Source organism: Ruegeria sp. ABV4_181 (assembly GCF_056158465.1).
In genome coordinates this window covers 50654-64165 of record NZ_JBSWTI010000005.1, presented here as the reverse complement: position 1 = coordinate 64165, position 13512 = coordinate 50654, and the positions used below count along the sequence as shown (strand labels likewise).

Here is a 13512-nt window from a genome sequence, read left to right as displayed (position 1 = left end):
TGAGCCCCTGTACCTGGATGGGTACGAGGCAAGCATCAGACAGATTGAGTTGTCGAATGTTTTCATCACGGTTCCGAATCCTTGCCAATTGATTGATCCAGCAATGTCATTGGACAGACGGTCTGAATTGACCGACAATCGGAACATGGAGCTGACAGACACCACACCTGTCCACCTGATCCATGTTGACCCAGACGTCAACATGGCGCGGTTCTATGGCATCGAGTTGCAGCCGACGCTATTTGGGGACGTTTCCGTCCTTCGTACCTGGGGACGTATTGGAACAAACGGGCAAGCCATGATGGTGACGTATGATGACGAAGCCCAGGCCAATGAAGCGCTCCAAAATCTCGAAAAGCAAAAACGCCGGCGAGGGTATGTTCCGGTCGGTGAGTGACTTCAGGTTGCAATCAGTTTCTGTTGCAAATCCCGAGCCTGTCGTCTCGTGACCGGGCTCTAGGTTCCAGCCGGCATGCCGGCTTCCACCCAGAACACCCCAGCATGATCTCCCTGACGCAATAGCCCCTGAACCGTCTTTTGCGAGCCGGGGCAGGGGCTTTGGGTCATGGTCGGTTCATGCCGTGGTGATCTGCCCGTTCGGGTGACGATCCCTTTTGCGCTCCCGCAGGATCGAAGATCCTTTGGCTTCTTTTGTGGGTCAGGCGGGATTTGGACAAGCCAAACGCCACCCGACGTCAGGGGGAAGGCGCAGCCTCCCCCCTCGGACAAGACAAATAGACAAGACCGTGTCCTCGCGCGCCTGCGCTGCGGGCCGCACCACTCTTGTCGATTTGTCCTGTCTCGCCCCTCTCCGCGTTCGCCACGGGGCAGGTTTTAGAGACGACGCCCTTTCAGGGCTTTGCTCAAAACCAGCACCAAACGGGGATCAACCCCAGAGGGCGCACCATGAAAGGAAAGACGGTTTTGAACCTTGAGACGACAAAAGACATCGAGAATGACACGAGCCTTCAGGCGGCAGAGATTGCAGCCCAGAATGACCTGTTTCGGAAAGCTCTGATCGATCCGACTGCGGCCATTGAGATGCAGTCCAAAGGCATTCAGGGTCAGGTTTTTGTCACGCCCGGCGTGTCGGGTGAGGGGTCGGAATTTCAGACCGCGGCATTGGTGGCGGTTGCGTCGGATGACCAGTTTGACGAGGGCAATGACCCCTTTGGCGATCACGCTTTTGGAACGGTGACGGTCCGTGACCAGAAGCTGTTCTGGAAGATCGATCTCTATGACGCGGATTACACATACGGGTCTGACTGCCCGTTTGATCCGGCAGTGACGCGCCGCGTCCTGACCATCATGTGCCCCAGCGAATACTGATCTCAATTGCCAACCAGAAAGGAGGTGAACACCATGAGCAATGAAATCTTGCAGCAACGTATCGCAGAAGCGTGGGCGCTAATCAGGAAGGGCGACAATTTCCACATCGCGCGCCGCTTCCTGATCCAACACGCAGCCATCTAAACGGCTCCGCTCTACCCCGGAAGGGGTAGGGCACCCTTACCACGATCTCAAACTCTGAAACAAGGATTTGCCCCATGAGCAAACTTGAAACATTCACCGCACCGGAAACCATCGAAACCATCCCGCTGTCCGATCTCTACCTGTCCGACTTGAACCCACGACAGGATGTTGCCGAAGAGGGCATCGCCCTGCTCGCCGACAGTCTGGTCATGTGCGGCCTGATCCAGAACCTGAGCGGGTTGCGTGATGCGGATGGAAAGGTTGCTATCGTTGCCGGTGGCCGTCGTCTGCGGGCTTTGAATATCGCCGTGACCGAACGCGCTGATCTGGTTCAGGTTCCCGTGAAGATCACCGACAACCCGTTTGTGGCTGAGCAATGGGCCAATGCAGAAAACACCGCGCGTGAGGAACTGGACCCGGTGGACGAGGTCCGCGCCTATGGGAAAATGGCTGCAAAATCCCTGTCTGTTGCCAAGATCAGCAATGCGTTTGGCGTGACCGAAGCCCATGTGCGCCGCCGCCTCGCGCTTGCCAGTCTGCCCGCCGCCGTTCTGGACGCGCTCAAAGCCGGTGAGATCAGCATGGGACTGGCCAAGGCCATGACCGTCAGCACCGAGGAAGAGAAAATCCTGGAAGTTCTGGAACGGGCCAAAGACTGTCGGTGGTTCAGTGAGCACGATGTCAAACAGGCCCTCACGTCCGAAGCGGTCAACAGCACCAATCGAAAGGCAGTGTTTGTGGGACAGGAAGCTTATGTCAAAGCGGGCGGCACCGTCACCGCCGATCTCTTTGCCGATGAAACCCTGTTCAACGAAGGAGAGATACTGGATCGTCTGTTTGCCGAGAAACTGACGTCGGAAGCAGCAAAGCTGCGTGAAGCGGAAGGCTGGGACTGGGTGGACACCCATGATGAAAGCTACATTCCCTATGGGTTCTCGGGGACCGATGGCATGCACCGTCTTGAGATGGTGAGCCGGGAGTTCACCGAAGAACAGGCCGAGCGGTATGACGAACTTGCCGAACTCTATGAGGCTGAGGCTCTGGACGCGGCGGGTGAAAAGGAGCTTGCAGCGCTCGAGAACTATGCCGCGCCGTTTTATTCTGACGAGCAACGCAAGCTGTCCGGCGTGTTTGTCTATGTCGGCAACAATGGCGCCATCAAAACATCCTCGGCCTATGTCGCGGCGGAACATGTGCAGGCCGCCATCGAGGCCGGTGTTCTGGCTCCGGTCAAAGAGCCCGAGATTAAGGAGACACCAAAGCCGGCCTATTCACAGAAGTTCATCGACGACATGGTGGCGATCCGGCTGGCAGCAGTGCAAACGGCCCTGCTGGACAAGCCTGACTATCTGTTGAGCCTGTTTGCCTTCTATGCCACCCCGGCCTCCGGTCTGACCTGCAACCTGTTTGGGTTTGGCTATGGTGGCGCTGAACGGAATACGCCCGAGGTCGATGACCAGTTCATCCTCGACCCCCGCCTTGGCGGGGAACAGGATGCGGCGGCAGAGGCAGCCTATGACCAGTTCCAGGAGATGGCCGCACAAGGCAGCGTGGAGGCGTTCAAAGCGTTTCGCGATCTGGGCAAGAAGACCCGCAATGGAGAGATCACAGCTTTTCTGGCCCGGCGGTTCCTGACCCAACGCCCGCAGTTCATGGCGGAGATAGAGACTGAGATCGGGGCTGACATCCGTGCGATCTGGACGCCTTCGGCTGAGAATTGCTTCAAACGCCTGAAGGGCTGGCAGCTGGATGATCTCTACAAGGACCTGCTGGACCTGCATGGTGACACCGACATGTTCAAAGCCTTCGCGAAATCCAAGAAAGGCGCGAAGAACGAGGCGCTGCACAAGCTGTTCAACGACCCTGAACACCAGCAGGCATTGGGCGTGACCACCGACCAGAAAGCCCGGATCGACGCATGGGTGCCTGAGTGCTTCTGAACCAGCAGGGCAGGGCGCATAGCGCCCTGCCTATCAATCTCTGGCTGTGTCAGCCTCAGTGATGAAAACTCAAAGTGGCATTGCGCGAACAACCCGTCGAGACTATCCATCAAAGGCCGGTCGCCTAGCACATTTTCAAAGGCAAGAACTTCGCAGAAACGGATTTAGATAGACCCATGGACACCGCATCGAACAAGCTCGAAAAAGCCGCCCGCCGCGTTTGGAAATCCGCGCAGATGTTTGTCGGGTTTCATACGGATCAGAAAGGCAAGCCGCGCGAACAGCCGAAGCTTTGGCCGCCAAAGAACGGGAGTGCGTCGATTCATAGCGACCCCAGCGCGCAAGAGGCCATTGTTGTTGTCAAAGCGGCTGATCCGGAAGCCGCGCAGGACGTACAGATCAAGCTACACCCAAACCGTATTGTTGTGCGCCGCGATGCGGATATCTGGTGGCAAGGTGTGGCCGTGGATGAGCAAACCGTGACAGTTCGAATGGCGGACAACACCATCATCGAAATCCGGCATGACGGGTCGGTGAAACGCCGCTCGGCAGAGGATGAAACGCATGTTGAGGCCGATGGCAGCATCTTCAAGTTCATCGAATTTGCCGAGGCGCATATGACAGGTGACGGGGTGGAAATGACCCGGCGCACCGAGGACCGGATTGCCACGATCACAGCCGACGGTGTTGTCGATCGCGCGCGCAAGCGTTAGCCTGAGATTCATACCTCAAGACTTTCCTTCGGTTAAACTTGTGGCCCGCTTCGGTGGGCCTCTTTCTTGTGTGCAAGATCGTCGGCAGAGGCTTGCCGAGGTCGCCTCTATTCCCTCCATATGCCGTTCCAATCCCATGTTGACTGTTGTCGCCAACCTAGCCAATGTCGCGCGTTCGTATCGATGCGTCTGCGTCAGCGCAGATGTGTTGGGGTCGATGCAAACCCACAAGGAAACGCAAGCAACATGACTGATGACTGGAACGACTATGCCGATGGTTGGGATGACAATGGCGACGTCAGACGCTATGCGCGTCGCGCTTTTGCCTCGCTCGACGACCACTTGAGTTTCCGTGGGAAGGATTGGCGATCAAAACGCGTGCTCGACTTTGGATGTGGCACCGGATTGCTGACGGAGCAGATTGCATCGCATGTGGAAGAAGTTGTCGCGGTTGATACTTCGGAGAATATGATTGCGGTCCTGCAGGAAAAGCAGCTGCACAATGTTAGAGCAGTTCATGGAGATATTCTGGCTGGAGATGTTCCGGAAGTAGAGAATGGGTTTTCAGGTTTCGATTTGATCTGCGCGTCTTCCGTTTGCGCCTTTCTCCCAGATTACAGTGGAGCTGTGGCAGTGCTGGCGGGTTTGCTCAACAAAGGCGGGCATTTCGTTCAGTGGGATTGGCAAGCGTCAGATGATGGCGGTTTCGGATTGACGCTGAATCAAATGAAGGCCGCGTTGGAGGCGGCAAGGCTTGGTTCACTTCGCGTCGAACGGATATTCGAGTTCAAATCTGATGAGCAAGTCATGCCTGTTCTGATTGGAGCGGGGATTCGAAATACAGTCTGATCTTATGTTTGGATGAGTGAACAACCATTGCGCCCAACTACCTGACCTTTGGTATGGCTCGGGCAGCAAAGTTCAACTTAGAGATTTAGCGGCGGTTATTTGGTCAGATTCCACCTCGCCAAATTGAGTCCGACTGATCACCTGATCCGCGCAAGCGCGGTCCAGGGCCGGACCGTCCGGTCTTTGGCCTCCGCCTGTTGGAAAGCGCAACTTTTGCCTCAGGTGATCCTACCTTCTATGCCATGGAGGTCATACCGATCCGGAAAGGCCACTCGCACTCCGAATTGCGCATTGCGCCTGTGATGGACCGAGGTGATTTTGCCGTCACTTGTCTGATCGCTTCGTTCAGATGCCTCGCGTGCAGCGATCCTAGAATGCCTTGCCTTTCATTTGGCCTGACAGTTTCAAACCCGTTGCCGGAGAAGATCCTCACTGGCCCGTGTTTCTGAAGGGATGAACATAAGCGGGCAGTCGGGAAAGACGCGCGGTGCCCGGACCGGGCGCCGCGCTTCAACAGGGAATTTCCCCTGCGCCTGCGGCGCATTCCGCGCGGGCCAAATTACCTGCTGACATCCCCTTTGAGCCAGCTTCAGCCATGTTCATCGAAACACGCCATAGCGAGGATCAAACAATGGCAACTCAAACTCTGAAACTGAACGTCAAGACCGGTGAAAAAGAAGGCAAGACATTCTGGGACCGATGCGGGGTGCTCTTCGTCCATACCGATGAGGGTGGCAATATCACCTCGATCCAGGTCAAGCACAGCATGTTTCCCGGCGTCGAGATGGTGGCTTTCCCGAAGCGGATCGATGACGATCCCGTCACCGAATGACAGGAGGGCAGGGCGGCGCAAGCCGCCCTTTCTTCTGCTCCGGCCGCAGGCCGGACCACATATGCGCCACAGATGGCGCGCGGTTCTAAGACCGGGCAGGGGTGTCGACCTGCCCCAATGCGGCAGCAGACAACCCTGCCACACCCGCCGCGAAAGCGGCGGAACATTGAGCGCGCTGAGGCGCGCGGAAAATGCCATACTGACCTTGAACGTGCCGGAATGTGACGGGCGCTGTTCGGGCAGCTCATGCAAAACATGATTGCCCTGCGCCGGTCCACCGGCACCCACGCCTGCTGGCTGGAAAAGGGGCGGGACCCTTTTCCCGGCGTGGAGATTGCCTCCAAGAGCAAAACTGTTCCGGGAGCAATTTGAGAAAATACGGATTTCCAAAATCACCCCCGGTTTCCTCTTGGAGTGTATGACAGGATAAGGTAGTTGTGTTACAAAATCAAAATACAACCAGAGGTATAGATTGAGCAAGCCCTCCGACACCACAGTCTTCTCTGTTCGATTGCCGTCAGATGCGTTGGAGCGATTGGAGGAGGCCGTGGGTGCGCTTGGTGCTAAGAGCCGCAACCAGATCATCCAGCGACTAATCTATCGTCTGATCGGCTATCTCGATCCTGACCCCGCTGTTGTAGATCTCTGGCAGCAGCATCTGCGCCAGGTCCAGGGTGGATACACCAACCTCAATCAACTGGCGAAATCGGCCAAGCGCGGCTCGGTGATCTGGACGGATGACGACCGGTGCGACGTCGAAAATCTCCATCGTGCGATCATCCAGCACCGGCAAGACTTGAAGGCGATCATCACTGCTGCTCGCCGAAACCGAGAGCCTGAATCCGCCATTCGCCGGATCTTGCGCGACGACGATTGGACACCTGAAGAATGAACGCCGCAGCCCGCAATCTGACAGCAGGGGATTTCCTTGAGCTTGCCTTCCGCGAAGCGCAAAAGGGTGTCGATCGGTCCAAGCAGATCAGCCAGCAGCTGCAAACCGCCAAGCGTATGAAGTTCATGATCTCCCGGGCCTCATCCATCAAGGCACGGCTGGGTGCCGTGGTTGGAAAGCCCGAGGCGGTTGTGAAGCACGTCCGCAAAGGCGGGGTGAAAAACGCCCATGAGCTGCGCCGCCAGATCAACTATCTGACCGTCCGAGCAGAGGGCGTGTTGGACATCCGGGACAATGGCGTGACCCCGCTCGATGCGGATCAGGTCAGTGATCTGATCGAGACCTGGGCCGAGGATTTCAACGGGAAAACCAACTACGGTTACACCCGCCACATGATCGTTTCTTTTCCCGAAGGCACCTATCCGGATGCCGCGCATGAGGCCGGTTTGGAGTTCGCAGACCGCCTGTTTGGCAGCGGTGATTTTGGCGATAGCTGGGACTATCTGACCGTGTTCCACAACGACACCGATAACCCCCATGTCCACATCGTTGTGAACAACCGAGGTGTCGAGCATGGGCAGTGGCTCGCTATGGGCATGAGCAGCGACATGAACATAGATGTTCAGCGCGCCATCCAGGTTGAGGTTGCCGAAGGATACGGCATTGAGCTGACCGCCACGACCCGCCTTGAGCGCGGATTGCGGCAGGAAGTCGAGACCGATACGTGGAAAGTTCAGGCCGGACTGTCACTTGTTGAAACCACTCCGGAAGTCGAAGTTACGGCCCGCGACATGGCCGGTGATGTGATGACTCTCTCCATCGCAAGAATGTCGGATCTGTTTGATGAGCGCGCCAACGCCGTCAAAGACCGGATTGAAGAGTTTGCCATCCAACTCGTAGACGGAGAGGAGCCAGTGGTTTCGCGACTGGAACACCTATTGGATCAAGCCCATCATTTTGATGATTACGGCGCGCCGGGGTACGCGTCTTACGTGTCGCCCGAGGTCATGAGCAACCTGCGGCGGCACATCGAAACAGGTGGGTCCGAGGACACAATAGCACCCGAGCTGAAGGCTCAGGTCGTTGCCCATATCAGCGACGTTCGGGACAACGAACAGAGCCACCCGTATCTGTCGGCCCTTGCTGACATTGTCGATGACAAGGCGTTCCAGGCGTCCGCTGATTATGCCCAGGCAGCGCGCCGCTACGAGGTCTATATGCAGGACACCTTGGGCGAGGGGGCCTATGAGGACTTCCAGGCCCAGACCAAAGAATTGCTGCATTCCATCTACAAGATGGAAGGGCTTGCCCGTGAGGTTGACGACCCTCATCTGCGTGTCGCAATGGATGTTCAGATTGGCGAGTTGAAGGGCGAGGTTGCGGATCTGCGCACCAATGATCCGGACCTTCAAGCCTTCATCATCGAAGACCGGCGTTATTCAACGATGATGGACATCGCCGAAATGGATGTCCTGGACTATCCAGCGGCCGACAAGTGGGCCGCGATCCGCAAGGAAGTCACCGACACAGCCAGCAGCTACGGCCTCGATGGCGAGGCTTTTGTTGCGCGCTTTGGCGATCATCACAACGTCACTTTGGGCACAACAATGGGGTGGCGCAACGACGATATCTCGACCACAGCAGCCCATTTCCAGGCGCAAGGATTGTCCGACAGCATTGACCGCGCCGAGGCCGTTGTTGATGAGCTGCACCAGCTTGCGTCTTCCAGGATCATCGCAATCTCCGAAGAACTCTCGGAGGTTCACGCCCATGCAACGCACCCGCTCGTGCAAGGGCGCGGTGACGATGACGGACACAGCTTATAAGGACTTCACCCGGTCTGCCTGACGAGCGCGCCAACGCCGCAGACAGATCCTTCACAGAGTTTTCCATCAACTCACAAAGGACAAACTATGGTTTCTCGTACAGACTATCTTTTGAACGAAGTCGAACACTTCGCACCCTATTCCAGATTTGATCAATCCGCCCCGCGTGAAGATCGCGTTTCTGAGCAGATCGACATCATCACGAAAGAGCATCGGCGTATGGGGTATGACAATGCCGCCATCGGTGGCCGACTGGCTGATATCGAGGACCAGGCCAACCGCCGTGTTGACGAACATACGGCGCAACAAGATCTGGTCGAAGAACTGAAAACCGAATTGGAGGCTGCGGAGCGGTCAGGGGAGCCGGTAGATCTGAACGATATGCAGGCATTGGTGTCTCAACACATGAGTGATGCTCAGGAATACGACCTGTATCACCCCTACTATTCGTCCCTTGCGGATCTGTCGGGCGACAAAGAATTTCAGGAGTCCGACGACTACCAGTCGCCCGGTGATCGCTATGTTCAGTATATGCAATCGGCCTTGGGGCAGGTCGGTTTCGAGACCTACGAACAACAGACCAGGGACATCTGGAAGTCCATCGAGAACATGGAGGCTCTTGCACGAGAGGTCGAAGATCCGCATTTGCGCGCCTCTATGGACGTCCAGATCGGAGAGCTGAAGGGCGAGGTCGCTGAACTGCGCCCATACGACACCGACCTGCAGGCGTACACTGTTGCTGATGACAGTTACACCACGTCCATGAATGCGGCCGAGTTGGACAACCTGGACCCGACAGAGGCCGAAAAATGGCTGGCTGTGCGTGATGACATTGTGGCGACCGCCAACAGCTTCGGACTCGATGGAAACACCTTCCTGGCCCGCTACAACAATCATGACAGCGTTTCAGTCGGCACCACGGCGACTTGGCGAGACGCGGACATTTCCACCGCTGCCGCCCACTTCAATAGCCAAGGCGTTCTGGACAGCTACGAGCGCGCCGAGGCCGTTGTCGGTGAGCTGCACCAAGTTTCATCCAGCAAGATTGCCGCCGTGTTGCAAGAGATTGCCCATACCCGCGAACAGGCCGTCCAAATCCATAAGGATGAGGTTCACAGCTTGTAGACAGGGCTGATTGCCGCCTTTAGCTACGGCGCGCGCCCACTTTCAGAGTTTCCGCGAAAAACTCATACTGACGAGCGACGCGCCATTTCGACCGCCTGAATACATTCAGGCCGACCCGAAGTCAGGGATGCGGGCCTATCGGGCGAACGCTAGATCGGGCTATGGTCGTAAGATTAACTCCAGCCGGTCGATCCCGCGAACTCCGATCTGGCGGCTGAAGTGTAGTGTCTTAGGTGGACCGGCGAGACGTGCATTGGAAAACCGTTCAAACAGACGCTCCAGTGCCACATGCGCCTCGATCCTGGCAAGCTGCATCCCGAGACAGACATGGATGCCATGGCCGAACCCCAGATGGGCGTTCGGACGGCGATCGAGCTTCATTTGCTCGGGGTTCTCAAACCGGGCCGGATCGTGATTGGCACCTATTAGCAGCGCTGACAGCTTGTCGCCGCGCTTGATGGGTACCCCGTGAAAGTCGAGGTCTTCCTTTGCGAAGTGGGCCTTGGTCATGAGCACGGGCGTGTAGTACCGCATGAACTCCTCTACGGCGAGCGAGAGGTGTGTGGGATCAGAGGTGATGGACATCGCCGGCTCCGCGCGGCCAAGAAGTCCCGCGAGCGCGTCCGAGATCAGGTGGACCGTTGTGACGTGCCCGGCGGTGAAGAGTGTGAAAACCATCGACAAGAGCTCGTTCTCGGTCAGCCGGTCACCTTCTTCCTCCACCAAAGTCAGTTCACGGATCAACCCAGGCGCAACGCTTTCCGGATCGGAACGAACCTGATCGAACATGCCGCGAAAGTAGGTCATCGTCCGATAGAGCCCCGGCATCGCAAATGGAATGGTAAGAACCCCGCGCGGGCGTGAGATCGGAGAAATCCACCGCGACACCTTCGGCCGATCATGTTCTGGCACACCAAGTAGGGCGCAAATCGCCATGAGCGGCAGAGGGGCGGCATAGGTTTTGACGATGTCCACGGGACGATCCGTGGGCAAGGCGTCGAGCAAGCCATTGGCCATGGCCTCGATGTCGGGGCGCATGTCTTCGATCGAGTGGCGAGAGAAGGCGCGGTCGACGAGTGAGCGCAGTCGTTTGTGCTCGTCGCCGTCTTTTGCCAGCATCGACTCCATGAGCGGGCGCATGAACCGCGGCATCCACCAGAAATACGTCTGGATAGGTTTGCCGCCTGCCGCAGCCGGATCTCGGCTGAAACGGGGGTCTTTCAGCAGGCTGCGCGCCGTGCGGTCGTCTGTGGTCAACAGCAACTCGCCAAAGAGTGGAAGACGCGCGCGCGCCAGGGGGCCGCTCTCGCGTAACCTCGCAAGGTCTTCGGCCGGGTTCTCGATGAAGGACTTCGCCGCAATATCAATTGCCGGAAGATCTCGTGTATTTTTGTTCGCCATGTCAGACTGTATCGCCCCGGCTGAGCGAACGCCAACCATCCAGGTCACTACGCAGAGCTGCTGATTGAGATGAGGGAAAGGGCACACTGACGAAGCGGCGCGGCCATCAATCTGGCCCAACGACCTACACTCCCTCCCGACCCAGGCTGCTCGCTAACCGGTTCCCATCAATGCATGGCCTTCACCGTAGTAGTTTATCCGTCCAGCAAGGCGGTCGTTCGATCGTTGTCAGCTGCTGTCGGCGATGCGGACTTTGCCGTCATTCGAATTCCATGTTTCGCTGACGCGGCATTCATTCGCTGACGCAGCATTTTGTTGTCGCGGCGCAGCGCATGTCGCCAAAACGGTCATTTACGGGCGTGGATTTTGCCGGAACCGAAACCATACTTTCGTCGCAGCCCGATGCCGGTTAGCTATCGACGTGCTGAGGCCGTTGTCGGGGAGTTGCAACAGGCAGCGTCGAGCCGGATTGCTGAAGTTGTGCAGGAGACTGTTCATTTGCGAGAGCAGGTGTCGCATACCCGCGAGGATGATGGGTATGACCTGTAGAACGGCGCGTGTATCGTTGGTGGCGCGAACGCAGTATAGCTTCGTGCTGTGAATACTGTCTGCCGCAGCCACTCCAATCCCATTGCGTGCATAGCATCATTTGACCGCACTACCCGCAATTTCCTCTTCGCCGCTTATTTGTGGCAGAGAGACAGGTGCCAGTGATAATTATATCAAGATATATCCTTCTATTTGGGGCACCGCTTGAAATCGGATCTCAGCCAGAATGCTCTTGAAGCAACCGAGTTTCTGAAGGCCATGGCGCATGACGGCCGTTTGCAGATATTGTGCCTGCTGCTCAGTGGTGAAAAGTCCGTCGGCGAAATCCAACAGACGTTCTCCATGCGGCAGGCCGCCGCCTCGCAACAGCTATCCCGGCTGCGCCTTTCCGGTTTGATTGACGCCAGGCGTGACGGAAAGAGCATCTATTACAGGATTGCCGATCAGAGAGTATCAGCGGTTGTGGCAGTATTGTATGAGCTGTTTTGCAACGATGTGAGCGAGTTGTGAGAAACGGACACGGGGCAGCAAATGCACCGCGTTTTGGCGTGATGGAGAAATCCCACTCTGCAAAGGCCGGCCGAACTCTGTCATTGGTTCGATGCTCTCCGAGGTGACGGCAGACCTAATCGTCCTGGAATGCTGTTACGGTTGTTTTCAACGCATCCCAATCAGTGAATTCTCTCAATCCATCTCGTGGATCAATCTTCTGGCCTAGCATGACAACGTGTTGGACGATCTCTCTTTCAAAATACCCGTAACTATCAGGCCGTACGGCACCAGCGACCAAGGCGGTCGCGTCTGGTTCGAAATTCGTTCGCATCAGCATTTCGGTGAGATAGTCCCGCGCGTCCTCCTGACCTTTCTGAAAAGCTGCTTTTAAACTGACGGAAAGCAAAAGTGATTTTCGCTTGGATAATGCGTCATGGTGCCTTTCTAAAAACTCCTCGAACGGCTTGGGGTGCCGGCGTTCATGGACGGGAGCCGCAAGGATAACGTGGTCTACATCTTCCAAAGACACTGGACCTGCCAGTTGGTCGATATCGATCAGCCTAGTTTCGTATCCTGCGCCTAATGTGACTTTGTTGATGAAGCGCGAAATCTTGGCGGTCTGACCTTCAATAGTTCCGTAGGCAATAAGTACTGTCATAATGACGCTCCCGCAAACCGGTCTAAACAGCGAACTTACTATGCCGAAACTCTTCGCCACGGCCTTTGATTTCAATCAAAAATGCCGGTCTCTCTAAGCAATCTGGGTAAAGGCGCGACGTCGAAATGACTGGCTCATACTGTCCTGGAAAGCACAAAAGCTATGGCAAGCCAAAATCCAGTGCGCATGGTCATTGCACCGACGGTTCGCCATTCAAATGGCGTGCCACTAACAGCCACTAAAATTAGAACAGCAAACACCAATAGTGTAGATAAGCCAATCAACCAGGCAATGCGTTGTGCCCAGATTGTGGACTTGTAGATTGCGAATGCGCCAACCAAATAGACAAATCCAGCCAGAAAATTGAACCAAAGCACGAATGGAACTGCATCTCCGACTGCAGCTTTGGCAGCAGCACCCCCAAACAGAGCCGTTCCTCCTGAGAAAATGGTAAAGAGACCAAAGAGTGCTGCGGCTATTGCAACTGGGCGAACCCAAGGCGGAGAGGAAGGCATCGTTGTTTTCCTCAGGAATAAGATTGAATTTCGTGTCGTAGGCAATCCACCGATCTCGCCAAACGGACTGAAACGCACGTCCATAGTAGCAATTTTTCTCGCCATTTCCCTTGATCTTTATCATTGGGCATAAATTGACACCCTTTGAAAAAAGCAGCGTCTGCGGGAGGTTTTTCGCAATAGATATGCTCTGTTGCCCCTTTGGGTTGACCCGTTTGCAACTCCAACGATTATCAAAGTTGGTTCA

13 protein-coding genes are annotated in these 13512 nt (G+C 56.2%); 10 read left to right on the top strand and 3 right to left on the bottom strand.

Going from position 1 to position 13512, the window contains the following annotated elements:
* The first annotated feature begins 145 nt into the window (after nt 1-145).
* The 9 genes from ACXAC3_RS19210 (at nt 146) to ACXAC3_RS19170 (ending at nt 9650) form a co-directional block, all read left to right on the top strand.
* The gene (locus tag ACXAC3_RS19210) at nt 146-397 is read left to right on the top strand and encodes a WGR domain-containing protein (RefSeq protein WP_475163835.1); all 252 of its coding nucleotides are present in this window, start codon (nt 146-148) and stop codon (nt 395-397) included.
* A gap of 509 nt (nt 398-906) precedes the next feature.
* The gene (locus ACXAC3_RS19205; protein ID WP_475163832.1) at nt 907-1329 is read left to right on the top strand and encodes a DUF3768 domain-containing protein; all 423 of its coding nucleotides are present in this window, start codon (nt 907-909) and stop codon (nt 1327-1329) included.
* A gap of 218 nt (nt 1330-1547) precedes the next feature.
* A complete protein-coding gene (locus ACXAC3_RS19200; protein ID WP_475163831.1) occupies nt 1548-3413 on the top strand; it encodes a ParB/RepB/Spo0J family partition protein in 1866 nt (621 codons plus the stop codon).
* Nucleotides 3414-3589: 176 nt separating this feature from the next.
* Nucleotides 3590-4126 carry a hypothetical protein gene (locus tag ACXAC3_RS19195; protein ID WP_475163828.1) on the top strand — a complete coding sequence of 179 codons (537 nt, stop codon included), beginning with the start codon at nt 3590-3592 and terminating at the stop codon, nt 4124-4126.
* Between the two features lie 246 nt (nt 4127-4372).
* Complete coding sequence (locus ACXAC3_RS19190) at nt 4373-4975, top strand: class I SAM-dependent DNA methyltransferase (protein WP_475163827.1); 603 nt, start codon at nt 4373-4375, stop codon at nt 4973-4975.
* Nucleotides 4976-5606: 631 nt separating this feature from the next.
* Nucleotides 5607-5807: a hypothetical protein gene (locus ACXAC3_RS19185; RefSeq protein ID WP_475163825.1), complete on the top strand. Its 201-nt coding sequence runs from the start codon at nt 5607-5609 to the stop codon at nt 5805-5807.
* A 472-nt stretch (nt 5808-6279) separates the two neighbouring features.
* A complete protein-coding gene (locus tag ACXAC3_RS19180; protein ID WP_475163824.1) occupies nt 6280-6699 on the top strand; it encodes a ribbon-helix-helix protein, CopG family in 420 nt (139 codons plus the stop codon).
* A complete protein-coding gene (locus ACXAC3_RS19175; RefSeq protein WP_475163821.1) occupies nt 6696-8525 on the top strand; it encodes a relaxase/mobilization nuclease domain-containing protein in 1830 nt (609 codons plus the stop codon). Before ACXAC3_RS19180 ends, ACXAC3_RS19175 begins: the two co-directional genes overlap by 4 nt.
* 87 nt (nt 8526-8612) lie before the next feature.
* Entirely contained in the window at nt 8613-9650 is a 1038-nt protein-coding gene (locus ACXAC3_RS19170) for a hypothetical protein (RefSeq protein ID WP_475163819.1), read from the top strand.
* Between the two features lie 159 nt (nt 9651-9809).
* Here ACXAC3_RS19170 and ACXAC3_RS19165 read toward each other — a convergent pair whose 3' ends face one another.
* On the bottom strand, nt 9810-11051 hold the full coding sequence (locus tag ACXAC3_RS19165) for a cytochrome P450 (RefSeq protein WP_475163816.1): 1242 nt from the start codon (nt 11049-11051) through the stop codon (nt 9810-9812).
* A 753-nt stretch (nt 11052-11804) separates the two neighbouring features.
* On the opposite strand from ACXAC3_RS19165, the gene ACXAC3_RS19160 reads away from it, so the two are divergent.
* Nucleotides 11805-12110: an ArsR/SmtB family transcription factor gene (locus tag ACXAC3_RS19160; RefSeq protein ID WP_306372990.1), complete on the top strand. Its 306-nt coding sequence runs from the start codon at nt 11805-11807 to the stop codon at nt 12108-12110.
* A 115-nt stretch (nt 12111-12225) separates the two neighbouring features.
* Here ACXAC3_RS19160 and ACXAC3_RS19155 read toward each other — a convergent pair whose 3' ends face one another.
* Nucleotides 12226-12750: a flavodoxin domain-containing protein gene (locus ACXAC3_RS19155; RefSeq protein WP_475163814.1), complete on the bottom strand. Its 525-nt coding sequence runs from the start codon at nt 12748-12750 to the stop codon at nt 12226-12228.
* 134 nt (nt 12751-12884) lie between these two features.
* A complete protein-coding gene (locus ACXAC3_RS19150; RefSeq protein ID WP_475163812.1) occupies nt 12885-13370 on the bottom strand; it encodes a hypothetical protein in 486 nt (161 codons plus the stop codon).
* Nucleotides 13371-13512: the final 142 nt, after the last annotated feature.

Bases quoted from the DNA above. Each gene is read 5' to 3' on its own strand.
- ACXAC3_RS19210 (WP_475163835.1), top strand. From the start codon at position 146: ATGGAGCTGACAGACACCACACCTGTCCACCTGATCCATGTTGACCCA.
- ACXAC3_RS19205 (WP_475163832.1), top strand. From the start codon at position 907: ATGAAAGGAAAGACGGTTTTGAACCTTGAGACGACAAAAGACATCGAG.
- ACXAC3_RS19200 (WP_475163831.1), top strand. From the start codon at position 1,548: ATGAGCAAACTTGAAACATTCACCGCACCGGAAACCATCGAAACCATC.
- ACXAC3_RS19195 (WP_475163828.1), top strand. From the start codon at position 3,590: ATGGACACCGCATCGAACAAGCTCGAAAAAGCCGCCCGCCGCGTTTGG.
- ACXAC3_RS19190 (WP_475163827.1), top strand. From the start codon at position 4,373: ATGACTGATGACTGGAACGACTATGCCGATGGTTGGGATGACAATGGC.
- ACXAC3_RS19185 (WP_475163825.1), top strand. From the start codon at position 5,607: ATGGCAACTCAAACTCTGAAACTGAACGTCAAGACCGGTGAAAAAGAA.
- ACXAC3_RS19175 (WP_475163821.1), top strand. From the start codon at position 6,696: ATGAACGCCGCAGCCCGCAATCTGACAGCAGGGGATTTCCTTGAGCTT.
- ACXAC3_RS19170 (WP_475163819.1), top strand. From the start codon at position 8,613: ATGGTTTCTCGTACAGACTATCTTTTGAACGAAGTCGAACACTTCGCA.
- ACXAC3_RS19165 (WP_475163816.1), bottom strand. From the start codon at position 11,051: ATGGCGAACAAAAATACACGAGATCTTCCGGCAATTGATATTGCGGCG.
- ACXAC3_RS19155 (WP_475163814.1), bottom strand. From the start codon at position 12,750: ATGACAGTACTTATTGCCTACGGAACTATTGAAGGTCAGACCGCCAAG.
- ACXAC3_RS19150 (WP_475163812.1), bottom strand. From the start codon at position 13,370: ATGGCGAGAAAAATTGCTACTATGGACGTGCGTTTCAGTCCGTTTGGC.